This window comes from Dyadobacter sp. Leaf189 (assembly GCF_001424405.1).
Taxonomy (GTDB): Bacteria; Bacteroidota; Bacteroidia; order Cytophagales; family Spirosomataceae; genus Dyadobacter.
In genome coordinates this window covers 925,239-945,210 of record NZ_LMPS01000005.1, presented here as the reverse complement: position 1 = coordinate 945,210, position 19,972 = coordinate 925,239, and the positions used below count along the sequence as shown (strand labels likewise).

Below are 19,972 nucleotides of genomic sequence, written 5' to 3'. Positions count from 1 at the left end.
CTTTGGTTAACACGACAAAATGAACTTTCTATGCGCGAACAAATCCTGTTGAACATCGACAATCCTGGACAACTTGAGAAGCTGTACCGGAACAACAAGCCGAATTTCAAGTCGGCATTTAACGACCTTTATCCTCAGCTGCGCGAGAATATGCTCGCGGAGACCTGGTACCAGCGGCTGAATTTCAGCCAGGATGAACTCTTCTGGGGAACGCCCGGCGAGCGCGTTTTTGTAGTAGCCGCTTCGCTCGTCGCCGCACTGCTGGCGCAGCTTCCACGTTTGCTGTCCCTGGATCAGGAGTTTTTTTATTCCCGCAACCTGAGCTTTATCGTTTTCCCGATCCTGATCGCCTACTTCGCCTGGAAAAACAGGATTTCATTTAAAACAGTCGCTGGCCTAGCTGTTTTAACATTGGCTACTGCCGTGTTTATCAATGCGCTCCCGAACGAAACACCCGGCCGGACTGCGGATACCCTCATTCTGGCTTGTATCCATTTGCCTTTGTTGCTGTGGTCGCTACTGGGCTTTGCATTCGGTGGCGGGAAGCTGCGTGACAGGGCAAACTGGCTTGGTTTTCTGCGCTATAATGGCGAGCTCGCCGTGATGATGGTGCTGCTCCTGATCGCCGGTGGCCTTACTACCGCCATTACGATCAACCTTTTCCAACTGATCGGATTGCGCATTGAAGATTTCTATTTCAACTATGTGGTAATATGCGGACTGGCCGCAGTGCCGGTTGTCGCTACTTTCCTGACGCAGGCACAGCCCGCCATTGTCAACCGGGTAGCGCCTCTTATCGCCCGGCTGTTCAGTCCAATCGCGCTGGTGATACTGATCATTTATCTGGGAGCAATGGTATTTTCAGGTAAAAATCCCTACCAGGACCGGGAGTTTCTGTTGCTTTTCAATGCGCTGCTGATAGGAGTAATGGCGCTGATCTTCTTCTCGGTTTCAGGAAGCGACGCCGGAAAGAAGAACGAGATCCAGGTACAAATTCTCTTTTTACTGTCAGCTGTTACTATTCTGGTCAACGGGATCGCGATGTCGGCCGTTTTGTTCCGGATATCGGAGTGGGGGATTACACCTAACCGTCTTGCCGTACTGGGCGCTAACCTGCTTATGCTCATTCATTTGTTCTTCGTGGCCGCTAATCTCTGGAATGCATGGAGGAAAGAAACCGGGTTGTCGCCCGTTGGAAAGATAATGGTCACATTTCTTCCGGTCTACGCATTGTGGGCTGCCGTTGTTACCTTCCTTTTCCCTTTCATTTTTGGATTTAAATAATCAACAGAAGAGCAGGTTGATCTGCGTTCAATTTCAAAAAGCCGGTTGCTGTCACCAGTAACCGGTTTTTTTTTCGAAATAAAATATACTCTATTAAATTGATAGATTTAATGCTTTTTATTTTAGTTTTGCACGCAGTCACAAAATCTTGAAACCAGTGTCACGAATTATCCCCTGCGATCGCAGCCGATGTCAACCCAGTTCCCCTGTCCGGAATAGCGCGGACGTTAGCCATTTTATTTTTAACACCACCAAAAAATAAGCAGATACCTCTCTATGAAGACATTTTTTAAAACCATTCTAAGTTCCGGCTTGATTCTGGTTTCGTTTTTAGTAAATGCGCAGGACCAGCCCATGATCAATGCCACTGTCAGCGGTACGATCCTGGATGCGACCAACGACACGCCGCTGGTTGGTGCCACGGTCACCATTAAGGGAACTACGAATGGGGATGCCACAGACGCCAATGGTCAGTTTGACCTGATTACCGGCCAGAAATTGCCATTTACGCTGATCGTATCGTTTTTGGGTTACCAGAAAAAAGAAGTGCTCGTCAGCGAAACGCAGGTGACGATCAAGCTGGATCCGGCAGCTGATAACCTGGAAGATGTGATCATTTCTTCGCGCCGCCGTCAGGAATCAGCCCAGGAAGTACCTATCCCGATATCTGTAATCCGCGGTTCTACTGCCGAGGATGCGGGTGCGTTCAATGTGAACCGTTTGAAGGAACTTGTGCCTACGGTGCAGCTTTACGTGTCCAATGCACGGAATACCACCCTGAACATTCGCGGGTTAGGATCCACCTATGGTTTAACCAACGACGGTGTTGATCCGGGCGTGGGATTTTATGTGGATGGCGTGTATTATGCGCGTCCCGCCGCAACTGCGCTGGATTTTATAGACATCGAGCGGATTGAGGTACTGCGTGGTCCGCAAGGCACTTTGTTTGGAAAAAACACCACTGCGGGCGCGTTCAACATCAGTACGAGAGCTGCAAGCTTTGATCCGGGTGGCAGCTTTGAATTGAGTTATGGAAATTTCGGGTTTGTTCAGGCCAAAGCTTCGGTAACAGGTCCGATTTCCAAGAAACTGGCAGCACGCGTTTCTTTCACGGGAACACAGCGAAACGGATTGTTTTACAACGTGCATACGCAGCAGCCGATCAATGATATCAACAACATCGGTGTCCGCGGACAGCTTCTTTACACGCCGAATTCAAAAACAAACATTACGATCATCGGAGATGTTTCCGATCAAAAGCCGAACGGATATGGCTGGCCGGTGGCCGGGGTGGTGCCTACCAAACGCGCACCTTACCGCCAGTTCAATGCCATCATCGCGGATCTGAACTACCAACTGCCTTATAACAGCGCATTCGAAAGAAAGTTGGACCTGGATACACCTTCGAAAGCGGATAACCAGCTTGGCGGTGTTTCAGTCAATGCAGATTTCAAAATCGGAAATGGGACATTAACGTCCACTTCGGCATGGCGTTATTGGAAATGGACCCCATTGAATGACCGTGACTACATCGGGCTGCCTGTATTTACGATATCATCGGGTAATTCGAAACACGATCAATGGTCGCAGGAAATCCGCTATTCGGGCAGGATTTCTCCGAAGCTGAGCGGGGTAGTAGGGCTGTTTGGCCTGTGGCAGGACCTGGCTTCCGATCCTGTACAAACAGAAGAGGCAGGTTCGGCGCAATGGCGCTTTGCGCAAAGCTCGAACAGTCCGCTCTGGAAAACACCAGGCTTGTTTGATAATTTCGGAATCCGTACTACCAATCGTATCAAAAGCACGAGTATGGCAGTTTTTGCCAACGTTGACTGGGCGATTACCGACAAGCTGCATGTGCTGCCGGGTATCCGTTACAACTACGACAAGAAGGTGGTAAATTATGACCGCAAAGCATACGGCGGTCTGCAAACCACAGATGCGGCACTGCTCGCACTCAAAAAAGGAGTTTACTCCGACCAATCATTTAACACAGACTATGATCAGGGTAACTTCTCAGGGCAGTTGTCGCTCCAATACAAAGCGAGCGCCAGGTTCAATGCATTTGCAACTTATTCTATTGGATACAAGCCGATTGGAGTGAATGTAGGTGGCTTGCCGACAGCAAACGGCGCGATTCTGCTGGATCTTGCGAATGTGAAGCCGGAACACGTGGAGCATAAAGAACTTGGTTTCAAAACTAAGCCGACTGCCAACTCTATCCTGAATTTAACATTGTACCGCTCCGATATTCGCGATTACCAGACACAGGTTCAAACGCCTGAGCCAGGTGTAAACCGCGGCTACCTGGCCAATGCGGAGAAAGTGCGTGTGCAGGGAATCGAGCTGGACGGTAACATCCGCTGGACGCATTTGACCCTGAATGCAGCTGTGGCTTATACAGACGGTAAGTACGTGAAATTTGCCAATGCGCCTGTTCCTCTGGAAGAAGTGGGTGGTGAGCAGGCATTTAAAGATGTTTCCGGCGGTGCATTGCCAGGTATCTCCAAATGGTCGGGATCGATAGGCGGTGAAGCGAATGTGAAAGGTACTTTCCTTGGATTGAAGGGTAACTACTTCCTGGGTATTGATGAATTTTACCGCTCAAAATTCTCGTCGAGTCCATCGCCTTCCCAATACCTGAACATCGACGGTTATGCGCTGACAAACGGCCGCCTCGGCTTCCGGGCATCTAACGGAATCTCTGCCTTTATCTGGGCGAGAAACCTGCTTAATAAGGATTATTACGAACTGCTCCTGGCCGCGCCGGGTAGCTACGGCCAGTATGCTGGTATCGTGGGCGACCAGCGTACGTACGGCGTAACACTGCGCTACTCGTTCTAAGCGGAGCAGGATTTTAGCTTAAAAACACATTTTACAGCCGGGATTTCCATGCTGTAAAATGTGTTTTTTTTGTTTGTTAGAACGGCAGGTCAATCCTTTTGCAAGAAGGGATATTCATATGTTTTTGGAGGGTCAAATGTTTCCTTGATCGTTCTTGCAGAAACCCAGCGCAGCAGGTTCAGAATGGAGCCGGCCTTGTCATTGGTACCCGAGCCGCGAGCCCCGCCGAAAGGCTGCTGCCCCACGACGGCGCCCGTAGGTTTGTCGTTGATATAAAAGTTACCCGCCGCATGCCGGAGCCGCACCGAAGCTTTCTCAATTGCTTCGCGACTGGTGGCGATCACCGAGCCTGTCAATGCGTAAATGGAAGTTTGATCGATCACATCCATGATCTTTTCATAATCATCGTACACAAAAACAGAGAGTACCGGGCCAAATATCTCTTCCCGCATTGTCACATAATGAGGGTCGGTTACCTCTATGATCGTGGGATCAATGAAGTAACCTGCTGATTTGTCGTAGGTACCTCCTGCAATAAGCTGCGCCTCGGGATCTTTCCGGGCCTGCTCGATATAGGCGACGATCTTGTCAAAGGCTTTTTCCGAGATGACCGCATTGATGAAATTGCCGAAATCCTCCACTGTGCCCGTTCTGATCGCTTTCAGGTCGCTCAGCATACGCGCTTTGACGGCCGGCCAAAGCGCCGCCGGAATGTAGGCGCGGGAGGCGGCGGAGCACTTCTGGCCCTGGTATTCAAATGCGCCGCGGATTAAAGCGGTGGCCACCACGTCCACAGGTGCGCTCCCGTGTACCAGTACAAAATCCTTCCCGCCGGTTTCACCCACGATCCGCGGATAGCTTTTGTACTTTCTGATATTTGCGCCAATGTGGTTCCAGATGGTCTGGAAAACGCCGGTGGAACCTGTAAAGTGGATTCCTGCAAAATCGGGATGATCGAAAATCACCTCGCCGGCCTTCGGTCCGTCCGCATTGATGAGGTTGATCACCCCGGCAGGCAGTCCGGCTTCCCTGAAAACTTCCATGATCACCGCCGCCGAATACACCTGATTTTCCGAAGGTTTCCACACGGCCACATTGCCCATCATGGCCGCAGAAGCGGGCAGGTTGGCTGCTATCGCAGTGAAATTGAATGGGGTAAGTGCATACACAAAGCCTTCCAGCGCGCGGTATTCGGTCTGGTTCCAGATCCCCTTGCCGGAAACGGGCTGCATTCCGTATATCTCTGTCATAAACTTCACATTAAACCTCAGGAAGTCGATCAGCTCGCAGGCGGAATCAATTTCTGCCTGGTAAGCATTTTTCGACTGCCCCAGCATGGTCGCTGCATTGATCTTGTACCGGTAAGGTCCTGCAATGAGGTCGGCGGCTTTCAGGAAAATCGCTGCCCGGCTTTCCCAGGGCGTGTTTTCCCAGCTGGGTTTGGCTGCCAATGCTGCTTCAATGGCGAGTGTTACGTGGAGTTCATTACCCTCGTGGTAATAGCCGAGTATGTGCGCGGTTTCATGCGGCGGGCGGATCGCTACTTTCTTGTCAGTCCTGATCTCCTTATCCCCGATATACATTGGAATGTCCGCTTCCGTTGACTTTGCTGCTTTGATTGCCTCATTCAGTTTTGCCCGTTCCGGGCTTCCGGGAGCATAATTGAGTACAGGTTCGTTTTGAAGTGCGGGAGCGTCGAAGAATCCGTTTGCCATATCTGTTGTTGTGCTGGTTGGTTATTTGTTGAACAATGCGCGGGTGGAATGGTAAAACCGGGTGGGTGCGCATTGAACTAGTTCTATATATATCAAAGGTAAAGCAGGCGCAGAAAACCGCTTTAATCGCAAATTATCCATCTCTAATCAGAAATTGGCATTGCAGGAAATCTGAAAATCTGCCGTTTATTTTTGATGGAAAAAGCTGATCAATACGATGGAAAATATGTTTGAAGACGCAGAGCCTGCATTTGCTTACAAGTCCGACAATGAGCTGAAAAAGGCTTTCTGGATGTTCAGGGCAATGGGTTTCAACCAGCTCGTGGGACTTGGTACCAGTGCTATCCTGAACGCAATCAAATGGAAACTGCCGGTCAATCCAATCCTGAAAAACACGCTTTACAACCAGTTTGTAGGCGGTGAAACACTCGAAAAGATAGGGCGTGTCGCGGATAAGCTGGCCGCCTACCAGGTGGATGTGATCCTCGACTATGGCGCCGAGGCAAAAACAGGTGAAGCGAATTTCGATCTTACCAAACGGGAGTTCATCAAGGCGATCGGGTATGCTTCTTCCCGAGTTAATGTCCCGTTTGTAAGCCTCAAAGTAACCGCACTCGCAAGCTTCGGACTGCTCGAAAAGCTCAATCCCTTTTTCAGGATGAATGCAGCCGGCTTTTCAATGGACACCACGCAGCTGACCGAATCCGAAAGCCGGGAATGGCTGAATATGACTGACCGTATTTTCCAGATCTGCGAAGTGGCGATGAACAAACAGGTAGGCGTGCTGATCGATGCGGAAGAATCCTGGATTCAGAACACGATCGACTACATTACCATGCGCGCCATGCAGATGTACAATCAAAAGCGCGTAACCGTGTTCAACACCATTCAGCTTTACCGGCACGACAGGCTTGCATTTCTCAAAGCAAGTCACGCAGCAGCAGGCAGTCTGGGTTTTCGTCTTGGTGTGAAGCTCGTACGCGGCGCTTACATGGAAAAGGAAGCAGCCCGCGCAGCCGACCGCAACGAAAGTTCGCCTATTCAGCCCGACAAAAGCGCAACCGATCGGGACTACAATGCAGCACTCGCATATTGTCTCGACCACCTGAATGAAATCTCCGTCATCGTGGCCACGCACAACGAGTTCAGCAGCCTGTACACGACAGCAAAGCTCAGGGAACAACACTTGCCTGCGAACAATGGGAAAGTGTTCTTTTCGCAGCTCTATGGGATGAGCGACAATATCACATTCGGGCTGGCCAAAGAAGGGTACAGTACGAGTAAATACCTGCCTTACGGGCCAGTGAGCGATGTTATTCCTTATTTGCTGAGGAGGGCGCAGGAGAACAGTTCGGTAGCGGGACAAACCGGCCGCGAGGTGGAATTACTCCGCCGCGAAATGAAGAGGCGCGGGTTCACAACGTTCTGACAAAAGCCTGAAAACGGCGTGGATAATATTTAATAATTTTTCGCTAATAATAAACATATATTAACCTCCCCCTAGGTTCTTCGGAGAAAAATGATAATATTGATTAAGGTTGTAAACACACTTCATTACGCGTAACCAAACAGATTCGCCGCACAGTTCTGTTTAAAGGCACTATGCCTGTTACAAACCAAAATTTTCATGAAATACTGATATTAAAATTTTACTATTCGTATATACCTAAATCTTTAATGTTTGTAACCCATTTAATGAAAGTTTATGAAAGTACTTCAATTTACTCCGCCAGTCCCGAAAGAAGACGCAGTAGTGGTAGAAGAGGATCTGCTGCCCCACTTTTACAATTTCCTTCACCGGCATAAGGAATTGCAGGTCACTCTCATTATCAAAGGAGAGGGTACATTGGTTGTAGGCAACTATTCGCAAGCCTTCAAATCCGGGGACGTTTATGTGATCGCTGCGAATCAGCCGCATATCTTTAAATCCAACCCGGCTTATTTTGCGAGAATGGAGAAGGACAGTGCGCACGCGATCCACATCTTTTTTGATCTCGAACGTATTCCCGACGCCTTTTTCCAGCTGGCCGAATTCAGTTCCATCAAGAAGTTCATCTGCTCCTGCAACTCGGGCTTACAGCTGCCGGAAGAACACGCAGCGCATGTGGCCGGGGTAATCCGGGCACTTACGGGGCAGAGCAATCTGGAAAGGCTGTTGTCGCTTTTTGAATTGTTCCAGTACTTCTCTCTGCAGGTGAACAGCTGGAAATCAATGTCGACCGGCTTCTTCGATTACCCTGTTTCAGAATCCGACGGAAACCGGATGAACGACATTTTCCAGTATACATTAGAGAATTATGCAGAGAATATTACATTAAACAAAATCGCTGCGATCGCGCACATTACGCCGCATGCATTCTGCAAGTATTTCAAGCAGCATACCCGTAAGACCTACAACAACTTCCTGAATGAGGTCAGGATCAATGAGGCTTGCAAGAAGATCATCAGCGGTAATTACGACGGCATTTCAACGATCGCCTATAAAACAGGTTTCAATAGCGCCATTAATTTCAACCGTGTTTTCAAAAAGACAACCGGCATGTCGCCCAGCGATTACAAACGCGAATTCCGCCGCAAGTTTGCATAATTAGCAATTGCGTATATGTGCTAGCGTTATGTATTTTGGTTATTAGGTGGTCATTTGTGGTCATTGATTGTCATTAGGAGTCATTTGTGGTCATTAGATTGTTATAGCTGTGAGCACAGCAAACAACTCAATGACCACAAATCACCCCCAAACCCCCACTACCTTCCAGGCTGGACGATCTTCATTCCTGTCTTGGCCTTCTCATCATCTACCATTTTCTTGACATCTGCGAGCAGCTTTTTGGCATCGTAAATTACACCGTCTTTGATTGTGTACCGCACGCCGCCCACGCGGGTAACTTTATTGTCGGGCATGAGCCTGATTGCGCCGGTACCGTAAAGTACCTGGAAGTTTTGCAGCGGGTTTTCTTCCACCAGCACGAAGTCGGCGAGCTTGCCTACTTCCACGCTGCCCAGGTCCTGGTCAATGCCAAGCGATTCAGCGCCATTGAGGGTAGCAGCTTTGATCACTTCCAGCGGGTGAAAGCCGGCTTCGCGGAGTAATTCAAGCTCGCGGATGAACGAAAATCCGAAGAGTTCGTAAATAAAGCCCGAGTCTGTGCCCGTAGTGACCCTGCCGCCGCGGTTTTTGTATTCATTCAAAAACATCATCCACAAACGGTAATTTTCTTTCCATTGAATTTCCTGCTCGGTTCCCCACGAATGCCAGTACGATCCGTGCGAGTTCCAGCTAGGCTCGTAAAACCGCCAGAGTTGCGGCATGGTGTACTCGTCGTGCCACTCCGCCCTTCTTGCGCGCATTAAGTCGCGGTTTGCCTCATAGATATTCAGGGTAGGGGACAATGTAAAATTCAATGCGATCATCTCGTTCATCACTGCATTCCATTTTTCCGAAAACGGCGGCGCTGCCTGTTTCCAGAGCGTACCTGCTTCTCCAAACCGGTCCTGTTCGTTGGTATAGTTATAATCGAGCGAATAGTTCTGGACCGTCCGGTCTGCAAAGAGCGCTTCGGGCAGCCCATACCAGTGTTCCATAGAGTTCAGGCCGGCGCGCGCGCTGTTCAATGCATTCCACCTTCCCACGTCGGTTTGCGAGTGGTGCATCATCGAGCGGAGACCGAGCTTCTTGTTTTCATCAATCGCGGCTTTCATGATTTCAGGGGCTGCGCCAAAAAACTTGATACCGTCCGAACCTGCCTTTGCATTGGCTTGTACCCAGGCGCGCGCTTGTTCGGGCGTGGAGATAGGTGTGTTGCTTCCCAAACCAAACCGCGAGTACGCTTTGATCCTGGGCGCTGTGATCAGGTTTTTGGCACTTTTATCTTTTTCTTCCAAAGTCCATTCACGACCGTTCATGCTGCCCGGCTCGGCAATGGTGGTTACGCCGTGCGCCATCCAGAGTTTAAAAACATACTCGGCATGCGCATTTTTGCTGCCGCCCCCAATGTGCGCGTGGGTATCGATAAAGCCGGGCATCAGGTACATTCCTTCCGCCTGTAATTCTTTGCCTCCGGGCTTCAACACGGGGCGGCGCTTGGCGTCAACAGGCTGGCCGGTTACACCGACTGTTGTAATGCTCACAATCCTGTTTTTCTCCACCACAATATCTACCGGACCAGTAGGAGGAGCGAGGGTACTGTTGATCAGCGTGGCACCCCGGATAACCAGCTGGCTGTGCGGCCCGTCGCCTTCCTTCACTTCCGGCGCCTTCATGGTAGCAGCCTGTCCGAATGCATTCAATTGCATGGCAGCCGCAGCGATGGCGAAACTCCATTTTGTTAAAAAACGCATCATAGCAATGGGGTTAAGTTGTTCAAAGCCAAAGAAGCCCGCTGTTGGTGCGGGCTCCTTTGCATATTATTGACTGTCAGTATTTGGCAGGCTGGCCGCGTTTCGGCGTCGCTTTTTTGATGAAATCACGGAGGTCGTTATTGGCAGATACAAGGTCTTCCTGCCGCAGGTACATCATGTGACCGCTCCGGTATCCCTTCCAGTCCATGCGCGATTTAAGCTTACCGCTCGGATCCATTTGCCACATGTTGTTTTGTGCATTGAAGTAATCGCAGGCGCCATCGTAGTAGCCCGATTGTACCAGCAAATGCAGGTATGGGTTTTGGGCCATAGCCTGGCGCAGGTTTTCGCCTGTTTTGTCGGTATCATCTCCCGTCCGCGACCAAGGGTGCACCGGTCCGAACATATAATATTTCAGGTCCGTCTTGTAATTAAGTACCTCGCGGAAATAGTAGTTGATAGGGGGCGTAAATGAATGCAGCCAAGAAGTCAGCTCTGGTGCGTAGTCGGGCTTTTCACCGGCATCCTCACTGTCAATACCCAGGTAGCGCGAGTCGAGGCGGCCGACAGTCCGTCCTTTGTCACGGAGCAGCTCTTTCCAGAAAAACTGCGCAGGAATAACCAGGTTATGTTCCAGTACCACTTTTTCCGACAAGCCCGAGTACCGCGCGATCTTGCCCGCGATTTCTTTTCTTTTCGCAGGTTCAAGGGTACCGCCCATTGCAAGTGCGGGAATCAGCTCGAATGTCGTAAACTGCTCCACTTCCGGCAGCATCTGAACCAGGTCTTTCTGTTGCAGGTCGGACGCAAGTACCTTGTGGTGCCAGGCCGTAGCCGCATAGTAAGGAAGCATGTTCGCGTCGCCTACCGGGCCTTTCCTGTCAATCCCGAGATTGGTTGGGGATACCAGGATCACGCCATTCAGGTACATCCAGTTGGCATTCTGTAGTTCAAGCGCCAGCCCCGACACGCGGTTGGTACCGTAACTTTCCCCGATCAGGTATTTAGGCGAAAGCCAGCGGTTGCGGCGGCTCACGAATGTATTGAGCCAGTCAGCCAGGTATTTGATATCTACATTGGTCCCGAAAAATTTGGATTTGGGCACATCCTTGTCAGCCGGGCGTGAATAGCCGGTGTTGATCGGATCAATGTAAACGATGTCGGCGATATCCAGAATCGAATTGGGATTTTCCTTCACTGTATAAGGCTGCACAGGGTAACCTTCGCTGTCGATGCTCAGCAGCTTTGGTCCCGTGTAAGCCAGGTGCATCCACACCGAAGCAGTACCCGGGCCGCCATTGAACGAGATCACCAGTGGCCGCGTTGCCCGGTCTTTGATATCCGATCTTTCATAATAAGTGTAAAAAACGCCGCCGATTGCTTTGCCCGCTTCGTCCCACACCGGCTGGGTTCCCACGGTTACATTGTAAGGTACCTTCACACCTTTGATCGACACCGACTGGTTAAGCGTGGTCGCCGAGTCGAGCAGGAGCTTTACCGGTTTGGGCAATGGAGAAATGGGTGGTTCCGCCTTGGCTTTCGGGTCCGCTTTGGGCTTGTCCTCCTGCTTGGTTTCAGGCCTCGGGGCAGGGGCGGTTGGCCTTTGCGCGGTCAATGGGGAAACGGTGGTCAGGGCAAGTACAGCAAGTACGAATATTTGCTTCATGGTATGTTTTGTAAAAATGAATGACAGATTGAATGGAGTTGAACGAGGTGCCGACTAGTATTTGGCCGCCTGGTCCGCTTTCGGGGTTGTCTTTTTGATAAATTCCCTTACATCCTCGTTGGAGGTAACAAGGTCTTCGCTTCTCAGGTACATCATGTGCCCGCTCCGGTAACCCTTCCAGCTGAACCGGTCCTGCAACTTTCCGCTCTTGTCCATTTGCCACATATTGAATTTCGCATTGAAGTAGTCGCAGGCGCCATCGTAGTAGCCCGACTGTACCATTACATGCAGGTAAGGATTCTGAGCCACAGCCTGGCGCAGGTTTTCACCTGTTTTGTCAATGTTGGTGCCTTCTCTGTCCCACGGGCGCGTTTGTCCGGCCACGAAATATTTCAGGTCGGTTTTGTATCGGAGTACTTCACGCAGGTAATAGTTGATCGCCGGCGTGAATGAATGCTGCCAGGAAGTATTTTCAGCAGAATAGTCAGGTCTCTCGCCCGCAGTTTCCCTGTCAATACCCATGTACCGTGAATCCAGGCGGCCGATGTTGTAGCCTTTGTCACGCAGCAGTTCTTTCCAGAAAAAGCCGGTAGGGATCATCAGGTTGTGTTCCAGCACCACTTTTTCCGAGATACCTGCGTATTTGGCCACTTTGGCGGCTACTGCTTTTCTTTTTTCCGGTTCCAGAAACCCGCCTTTGGTAATCGCCGGGATAAGTTCATTGATGGTAAACTTCTCGACTTCCGGGAGCATGTCCGTCAGGTCTTTATTTTGAAGATCAGGCGCGAGCACTTTGTGGTGCCAGGCAGTAGCGGCATAATAGGGCAGGAGGTTGGCGGCGGCTACCGGCCCTCCCCGTTCAATGCCCAGGGAGGTCGGTGATACCAGTACCACGCCATTCAAATACATCCAGTGAGAATTTTGCAGTTCCAGGGCGAGTCCCGAAACCCTTGTGGTGCCATAGCTTTCCCCGATCAGGTACTTCGCGGAGCTCCATTTGTTTTTCCGTGTGACAAAGTTGTTGATCCACTCGGCCAGGTATTTGATATCCGCATTCACCCCGAAAAACTTCGATTTCGGGATGGAATCGTTCGCTGCTCTTGAAAACCCTGTATTCACCGGCTCTACATACACGATATCAGCCACGTCGAGAATGGAATTCGGATTGTCCTGGATCCCGTAGGGCTGTACCGGGTAACCTTCATCGTCGATCAGCAGTCGCTTCGGGCCGGTGTAGCCAAGGTGCATCCAGCACGATGCCGCGCCGGGGCCGCCATTGAAGGAGATCACGAGCGGGCGTTTGGTGCGATCGGTCACATCGGTACGTTCGTAATACACATAAAACAAACTGGCGATCGCCTTTCCGTTTTCGTCCCAAACGGGCTGGTTGCCCGCCGTGGCGGTATATGAAACTTTCTGACCTTTGATAGTGACCTGATCTTTGGTGACTACATCGGTATCAAACTTGATCGTCCGGTTTTGCGCCCACGTGGAGGAAACAGCAAAAGTTGCGAGCATCCAAATGGTTAGGATTTTTTTCATACGGCAGAAATTTATATTAGGATAAAAGGTTGGAATTAGCGGTATACTTCGTTCTGAACGACATTGGTGTTGGTGCGTATCTCAGCCGAAGGAATGGGCAAAACCTGCTTTCCGGCCACTTTGATACTGTATGAAGGAAGACTTCCTTTTGACCTTTTGACAGCGCCAAACTCAGTGAGGGCAAGCCCGCGGCGGATCACGTCAAACCAGCGCATACCTTCTCCCACAAATTCCAGCTTCCGCTCATTCAGTACCGCCGTAATCAATGCATCCTTGGTACCAGCAGCACTTGGCGCCACGCCTGCCCGCTTTCTTACCGCATTCAGATCTTCGGCTGCGCCTGGCAGCTTGCCAAGTTCAGCGCGGGCTTCAGCCCGGATCAGGTATTGCTCGGCGAGACGAAGCACCTGTACATTGTCTGCATTCTGGGCAGTGCTCCATTTGGTGGTGTAAAAAACATTGGCAGTTGTATTCTTGGCTGTCAATGCGGCGCGCGTATCAGCCGGGTCGGCGATGATGGCCGCGTACATTTCGTCGTGCAGCGCAGTGCCGCCTCTTCCGCTCAGGCTTGAAGGGAAGTACCAGTTTCTCAATCCGGCTCCGTCGGTCGCATTGAATTGAAGTTCAAAAAGCGATTCAGCCGTGTTCCTGGACCGGAATATGGTTTCAAACGGAGTACTTAATGCCTGGTTCGCGATTGCCTCCGTGGCATATTGCTCGGCCTTGTCCCATTGCTTGTTGTACAGATAGTACCTCGCCAAAAGTGCCCGGGCTGCCCCTTTTGTGGCTTTTGCTTTGCTGAGGATCGTGGAAGACCGCGTTTCGGGCAGCTTCGCAATCGCTTCCAGCAGATCTTTCTCTACCTGGTCGTAAGTTTCACGCAACGTATTGCGCGGCGCGAAGTCAGCTTCGGTGATACCTATTGACGGAGTCAGCTTGATCACCACGCCTTCTGTCCCGTACACATTTGGAATACCGCCGAAAAAGCGCGCAAGATCGAAGTAGGCGAGGCCGCGTACAAAGTGGGCCTGTCCAATTAAATCGTCCTTGCTGGTTTGTGCGACGGTCATTTCGGGTACTCCGGTAATGACGGAATTGGCAATGTCCACGCAGCGGTAAAGTGAGGTGTACAAATCTTCCACTTCCGAATTGTCAGCACTAAAGTTGAACTCGTCAGCCGAAATCAATGCATCCCAGGTATCTACCTGCTGAGACATATCGGAAGCAACGTCGCTGATCACCTGCACGCGCCACATGTAAACGGTTTGTAAATTGTTGTACATCCCGTTTACCACACCCTCGGCGCTGTTGAGACTGGAAAACGCCTGGCTGCTGCTGATCTGCGAAAGCGGCTCGATGTCGAGTACATTGCAGGCAGAAACCCCCGTGATCAATAATAATGCTGTCAGTATCTTTTTCATCGTATCGTTGATTAAAAGGTTAAGTTGATTCCGCCCATGAATACACGTGGCTGCGGCATAACGCCCTGGTCTACACCTTGCACGGTTTCGGATGGACTTACCGACACTTCGGGATCAAGGCCCGTGTATTTGGTGAAAGTGAGCAGGTTTTGTGAGGCCACGTAAATGCGGGCGCTGCTGATACCGATCTTGGAACTGAATGATTTTGGTACCGTAAACCCGAGGTTTACATTTTTCAAACGGAGGTAAGAAGCATCTTCCACGTGGCGTGACGGACGGAAGTTGGTGTCATAGTTGCTGTGCGACATGCGTGGAATGTCCGTCTTGTCGCCCGGATTTTGCCAGCGGTCGAGCTGCTGTGAGCTGTAACCCGTGGTGCGCTCGCCGCCATGCTCGAAGAAGAAGCGGTTGTAGTTGAACACATAATTTCCGTAGCTGTACTGGAAGAATGCCATCAGATCGAAAGCTTTGTACTTGAATGTGTTCGTCAATCCTCCCTGGAAGTCAGGCCACGCGCTTTTATCCAGGATAAACCGGTCGGTATTTACATTGAAAACCTCGTCGCTGCCGGTATTCCAGATGATATTCCCGTTTTGCTCGTCAACACCCAGCTGCTCGTGTACGTAGAAAGAAAAGAGCGGGTAACCTTCTTCAATGCGGATATAATCTCTCGTAAATGCACTGATCGGTGCAGCCAGTTTTTTTACGAGGTTTTTATTACGTGAGATATTGAATGCGATGTCCCAGGTGAAGTCTTCGCTCTGAACTGCCGAAGCATTAATACCCAGCTCAAAACCTTTGTTTTCCATCTCACCATAATTCTGGATCAATGTGCTGTACCCGGTTGAGCGCGGCACAGGTACTTCGAGCAGCATATCCTTGGTTTGCTTGTTGTAATAATCAAGCGTTACATTCAGCTTGTCCTGAAAAAGGCCGAGGTCCATTCCGATGTCAAACTGTGCCGTGGTTTCCCATTTCAGGTCTGGATTAGCCAGCTGAATGGAGTTGAAGCCAGGATAATCGCCGTAAGCCGCCGCACCGCCGGAGCCAGGAGTTACCCCGCCGCCGCCACGCAAGCCGCCTCTTTGTCCGCCCCATAAACCAAGCGAAGCAAAGTTTCCGATCCCGCTCTGGTTACCTGTCACCCCGTAGCTAGCTCTCAACTTCAGTTCTGAAATCGCTTTCACGTCTTTCAGGAATTCCTCTTCCGATACAGCCCAGCCCACGGAAGCCGAGGGGAACATTCCCCAGCGGTTGTTTGCACCAAAGCGCGATGATCCGTCATAGCGGATGTTACCTGTGAAAAGGTATTTCTTTTGAAAATCGTAATTGACCCGGCCAAAAAAGGAGGCGATACCCCAGGCTGTCTGGTCAGCAGTGGAGTTTTTAACTGCCGCCGAAGCGATGGTTTTGAACTCGTTGCTTGGAAAGCCGCTGCCCGTCGCCGAAGTCGCATTGTTGACGTTCTTTTGCAGCGTGTTACCCAGCAGTAAATTGAAGCTGTGGTCGCCCGCCAGTTTGAACTGATAGGTCAGTACGTTTTCGTTGATCCAGTTGAAATCCCGAACAACACTGTTCGTAGCGGTGCCGCCCACAGCTGCACCGGCGATCAGGTTGGTGTTTGAATAATTGTTTTCCGAGATATAGTTGTTGTCAATACTCCAGTTGGTGCGGAACACCAGTCCGCTCGCAATTTCCCAGTCGCCGAACACATTCCCGATGATCCTGTCGGTGTTCATCATGTAGTCCATTTCGTTGACAATCGCGATCGGGTTTTCCCAAACCGGTCTGTTGTATGTCCCGTCCGCATTGTAAACAGGTACATTGCTCGGGTAAAAGAATGCATTGGCTAATGCAGAAGTAGTATTGTTCCCATTCTGAATGCGGTTTCGTTTGCTGTTTGAATAAAAAATGCTCGTACCGAATTTGATCGCGTCGGAGGCGGAAAAGTCAAGGTTAACCCTGAAAGTTTTGCGGTCAAATTTGGTAGGCTTCATAATTCCTTCCTGATTGAAAGTATTGGCCGAGACCAGGTACTTCACCCGCTCATTCCCGCCTGAAATAGACGCGTCAATATTGTAAAGGGCGCCGCTCTGCATGATCGGGTCCAGCCAGTTGGTGTTCACAGCCGCGTCAGGATTGGCGTATTGTGGCTTGTAAGTGGCACCGGCAGGGTTGGGCGCAGTAATGGAGCCGTAAGTATCGACCCAGTTGTTGGCAGAAGCTTCATTTTGCAGCCGCTCGAAAGTAGGCCCGTCCACACGCAGTTCATTCGGGTCCCTCCATGCTTTGGAAGTACCTGCGTAAGACGAGATGGATATTTTTGGCTTACCAGATTTTCCTCTTTTGGTTGTAATCAGAATCACCCCGTTTGCAGCCCGCGCTCCGTAAATCGCCGTGGCGGAAGCATCTTTCAGGATTTCCATGGATTCAATATCGGAAGGGTTCAGGTCGGCGAGCGGGTTGGTGGGTTGTCCGAATGAAGTTCTCGCCAGGTTTTGCGAGACGATCGGCACACCGTCGATTACATAAAGTGGCTCTGAGCTTGCATTGATGGAAGTTGCCCCGCGCACACGCACCATCACGCTCGTTCCCGGCTCCCCTGAGCCTGCGCTCACCTGCACACCCGGGCTTCTTCCCTGAAGCAGCTGGTCGGGGCTCGGACTTGGTACGTTCTTGATCTGTTCTGCGGAAACGGTGGAGATAGCGCCGGTGACCGTGCGCCTGTTCTGCTCACCATAACCCACCACAACCAGCTCCTGCAATGCTTTTGCTTCCGCTACCAGCTCTATTTTATAAGAAGTTTGGGAGGTAACAGGTACTTCAATTGTCGTGTACCCGATAAATGATGCAACAAGCCGCGCGTTGGGTGCTACGTCAATTTTGAACTTACCGTCTACATCCGTTTGCGTACCCGAAGAGGTGCCTGCGACGCGGATAGTGACGCCCGGCATGGGCAGATTATCCTCCTTTGCTACAACCACGCCGGAGATCGGGACGGTCTGTGCCTGCGCGGCGCGGACCACACAAAACAGCAGCAATAACCATAGTAATTTAGCTCTCATATTCTTTCTAGTTTTTGTTTACCTCAATAAATTAACCAAAAAGAAAAATGACATTTCAGCCCGTTGCAGGGCACTGTATGGTTATTACCAATATCTATTTATCATGCGATAATTTTGGTAAAAACAGCAGGAAGTTAAATTTCTAAAATTCTGGAACTGCCTTTTATTGCGCTATTAAATTTTGATATATATAGATAAAATAATTCAATGCGCTATGAACGGGTAATTTGAAGATTTTTTATTTGGTGAGTTGCTGCGGATAGAATTTGTATTATTCAGGTGTTGCGTTTGCTGTTGATCATCCGCATCAGCCGGGTTCCTGTGTTGGAGCCATAGTCATGACCGTTAGTTGCTGGCACATAATTTGTGCGTACTGCCGACTAACTAATGTTGCCTTCCCAATCGAGGAATGCGCATATTACACCTTTCAACTTTTCTTTACTGAATGACGACAGAACAGATACAGGAAAATGTCCTGAAACTTGGCAAATGGTTTCATAACATTGATCTGCATGGCGTGAAAACTGCGCCCGACCACTTCCTGGGAGACTATCCCAGCTTCAAGTACCAGAATTTCTCCAAAGCGATCCCCGCAGACCTGACGGGCAAATCCGTGCTGGACATTGGCTGCAATGCCGGATTCTATTCCATCGAAATGAAAAAGCGCGGAGCCGAGAGAGTGGTGGCCATTGATTCGGACGAACGTTACCTTGCTCAGGGTCGCTTTGCAGCTGAGACACTCGGCTTTGATATCGAGTTTCGTAACATGTCCGTATATGAGGTAGCGGAACTGGGAGAGAAGTTCGACGTGGTTATTTTCATGGGCGTACTATATCACCTGCGCCACCCGCTTCTGGCACTGGACCTGCTGTACGACAATGTGGTTGGAGATATACTGATCTTCCAATCCATGCAGCGCGGGGGAGATGTGGTAGAGCCTTTGAATGTGGACTACGAGTTTAGCGAGACGGATATGTTCATGTCTCCGAATTTCCCGCAGATGTATTTTATCGAAAAGAACTACTCACACGATCCTACGAACTGGTGGATCCCCAACCGAGCAGGAGCAGAAGCAATGCTGCGCAGTGCGGGATTCGAGATTACCGCACATCCTGAACCGGAAGTATATATCTGCCGCCGGGCAGAGCTGGCCGACAACCAGCCACGCGCCGTTTACCCAAGCCGACAAACGAAAAAATAACCATGATAGAAGCAGTTAAATTCTGGAACGAACCGAACAATAAGTCGCATTGGGATTTTGAGATTGATGGAGATTGGCGCATTTTTTCTGAGATGGTCAAATTGGCCGCTCAGGCAGTAAAAGCTGAGAATCCGGGGATTCTCAGGGTGATGGGCGGCATTTCTCCCATTGATGCTACATTTATACAAAAACTGGATCAGTATGGCGCACTGACCGATATTGACCGCGTGGCTGTACACGGTTTTCCGCTCGATTGGAACCACTGGCAGCTGAATCAATGGCCTGAAAAAATTGCGGAGATTGAAGCGGTGACTAACAAGCCTGTCTGGGTTACCGAGGTGGGGATATCTACTTTTGGCGCCGAGGAAGTGCAGGAATTCGGGTTGAGAAGAACGGCAGAGCTGCTGTCCGGAAGAGTGGAACGCGTTCACTGGTACAGCCTGTTTGACCTGCCAATGGCGTGGGGAGCAACTACGCGCCACCGTGAGGCAGAGGGTTCTTCCTACTACCGCCACTTTTATATGGGACTGATCCGCGAGGATGGTACACCCAAGCTGGCATTAAAGCACTTTTCTGATTTTACACCTGAGTTCGGGATCTGTCAATGGTTTCACTTCAATGATGAGCGCCTGGAATCCGCGGTGCACTGGCTTCGCAAGCTTGGGGTGAAAAAGCTCCGCACCGGCCTGAGCTGGGCTGACTGGCTGCGGCCTGATGCACATATCTGGTTTGATAAGATGATGAAAGCGCTGGAAGAGTTTGATCTTACAGTGACATTCTGCTTTACACCGGAAGAAAAGGGCATTGCGCCGCACCATACCAGTGCGCCGAAGAATATCGAAGAATTTGCAGCCTTCTGCGTAGAAATGATGCGCAGATATGCCTGAGCCGAAAATGTG

General features: G+C 50.4%; 12 protein-coding genes. 6 read left to right on the top strand and 6 right to left on the bottom strand.

Annotated elements, in window-relative coordinates; all coding sequences use genetic code 11:
* Window positions 1-30: 30 nt before the first annotated feature.
* Both ASG33_RS18285 and ASG33_RS18280 read left to right on the top strand, forming a co-directional pair.
* Entirely contained in the window at window positions 31-1,284 is a 1,254-nt protein-coding gene (locus ASG33_RS18285; protein WP_056288385.1) for a hypothetical protein, read from the top strand.
* Between the two features lie 276 nt (window positions 1,285-1,560).
* Window positions 1,561-4,125: a TonB-dependent receptor gene (locus ASG33_RS18280; protein ID WP_056288382.1), complete on the top strand. Its 2,565-nt coding sequence runs from the start codon at window positions 1,561-1,563 to the stop codon at window positions 4,123-4,125.
* Between the two features lie 89 nt (window positions 4,126-4,214).
* Here ASG33_RS18280 and pruA read toward each other — a convergent pair whose 3' ends face one another.
* The gene (gene pruA, locus ASG33_RS18275; RefSeq protein ID WP_056288380.1) at window positions 4,215-5,840 is read right to left on the bottom strand and encodes an L-glutamate gamma-semialdehyde dehydrogenase; all 1,626 of its coding nucleotides are present in this window, start codon (window positions 5,838-5,840) and stop codon (window positions 4,215-4,217) included.
* Window positions 5,841-6,057: 217 nt separating this feature from the next.
* Between pruA and ASG33_RS18270 the strand changes: the two genes are divergently transcribed.
* Window positions 6,058-7,269: a proline dehydrogenase family protein gene (locus tag ASG33_RS18270; RefSeq protein ID WP_056288377.1), complete on the top strand. Its 1,212-nt coding sequence runs from the start codon at window positions 6,058-6,060 to the stop codon at window positions 7,267-7,269.
* 276 nt (window positions 7,270-7,545) lie between these two features.
* Window positions 7,546-8,427, top strand: a complete 882-nt coding sequence (locus ASG33_RS18265) for an AraC family transcriptional regulator (RefSeq protein WP_056288374.1) — start codon at window positions 7,546-7,548, stop codon at window positions 8,425-8,427.
* A 158-nt stretch (window positions 8,428-8,585) separates the two neighbouring features.
* Here the strand turns inward: ASG33_RS18265 and ASG33_RS18260 are convergent, their stop codons facing one another.
* From ASG33_RS18260 to ASG33_RS18240, 5 genes are all read right to left on the bottom strand, one after another.
* Entirely contained in the window at window positions 8,586-10,133 is a 1,548-nt protein-coding gene (locus ASG33_RS18260; protein ID WP_229238723.1) for an amidohydrolase family protein, read from the bottom strand.
* Between the two features lie 121 nt (window positions 10,134-10,254).
* The gene (locus ASG33_RS18255; RefSeq protein ID WP_056288369.1) at window positions 10,255-11,844 is read right to left on the bottom strand and encodes a S10 family peptidase; all 1,590 of its coding nucleotides are present in this window, start codon (window positions 11,842-11,844) and stop codon (window positions 10,255-10,257) included.
* Window positions 11,845-11,898: 54 nt separating this feature from the next.
* The gene (locus ASG33_RS18250; RefSeq protein ID WP_056288367.1) at window positions 11,899-13,386 is read right to left on the bottom strand and encodes a S10 family peptidase; all 1,488 of its coding nucleotides are present in this window, start codon (window positions 13,384-13,386) and stop codon (window positions 11,899-11,901) included.
* Window positions 13,387-13,421: 35 nt separating this feature from the next.
* The gene (locus ASG33_RS18245; protein ID WP_056288364.1) at window positions 13,422-14,807 is read right to left on the bottom strand and encodes a RagB/SusD family nutrient uptake outer membrane protein; all 1,386 of its coding nucleotides are present in this window, start codon (window positions 14,805-14,807) and stop codon (window positions 13,422-13,424) included.
* 11 nt (window positions 14,808-14,818) lie between these two features.
* On the bottom strand, window positions 14,819-17,872 hold the full coding sequence (locus tag ASG33_RS18240; protein WP_056288361.1) for a TonB-dependent receptor: 3,054 nt from the start codon (window positions 17,870-17,872) through the stop codon (window positions 14,819-14,821).
* Between the two features lie 445 nt (window positions 17,873-18,317).
* Between ASG33_RS18240 and ASG33_RS18235 the strand changes: the two genes are divergently transcribed.
* Window positions 18,318-19,073, top strand: a complete 756-nt coding sequence (locus tag ASG33_RS18235; RefSeq protein ID WP_056288358.1) for a TIGR04290 family methyltransferase — start codon at window positions 18,318-18,320, stop codon at window positions 19,071-19,073.
* Between the two features lie 2 nt (window positions 19,074-19,075).
* Entirely contained in the window at window positions 19,076-19,960 is an 885-nt protein-coding gene (locus ASG33_RS18230) for a glycosyl hydrolase (RefSeq protein WP_056288356.1), read from the top strand.
* Window positions 19,961-19,972: the final 12 nt, after the last annotated feature.

Bases quoted from the DNA above. Each gene is read 5' to 3' on its own strand.
- ASG33_RS18240 (WP_056288361.1), bottom strand. From the start codon at position 17,872: ATGAGAGCTAAATTACTATGGTTATTGCTGCTGTTTTGTGTGGTCCGC.
- ASG33_RS18280 (WP_056288382.1), top strand. From the start codon at position 1,561: ATGAAGACATTTTTTAAAACCATTCTAAGTTCCGGCTTGATTCTGGTT.
- ASG33_RS18285 (WP_056288385.1), top strand. From the start codon at position 31: ATGCGCGAACAAATCCTGTTGAACATCGACAATCCTGGACAACTTGAG.
- ASG33_RS18230 (WP_056288356.1), top strand. From the start codon at position 19,076: ATGATAGAAGCAGTTAAATTCTGGAACGAACCGAACAATAAGTCGCAT.
- ASG33_RS18245 (WP_056288364.1), bottom strand. From the start codon at position 14,807: ATGAAAAAGATACTGACAGCATTATTATTGATCACGGGGGTTTCTGCC.
- ASG33_RS18250 (WP_056288367.1), bottom strand. From the start codon at position 13,386: ATGAAAAAAATCCTAACCATTTGGATGCTCGCAACTTTTGCTGTTTCC.
- ASG33_RS18260 (WP_229238723.1), bottom strand. From the start codon at position 10,133: ATGCAATTGAATGCATTCGGACAGGCTGCTACCATGAAGGCGCCGGAA.
- ASG33_RS18265 (WP_056288374.1), top strand. From the start codon at position 7,546: ATGAAAGTACTTCAATTTACTCCGCCAGTCCCGAAAGAAGACGCAGTA.
- ASG33_RS18270 (WP_056288377.1), top strand. From the start codon at position 6,058: ATGGAAAATATGTTTGAAGACGCAGAGCCTGCATTTGCTTACAAGTCC.
- ASG33_RS18255 (WP_056288369.1), bottom strand. From the start codon at position 11,844: ATGAAGCAAATATTCGTACTTGCTGTACTTGCCCTGACCACCGTTTCC.
- ASG33_RS18235 (WP_056288358.1), top strand. From the start codon at position 18,318: ATGACGACAGAACAGATACAGGAAAATGTCCTGAAACTTGGCAAATGG.
- pruA (WP_056288380.1), bottom strand. From the start codon at position 5,840: ATGGCAAACGGATTCTTCGACGCTCCCGCACTTCAAAACGAACCTGTA.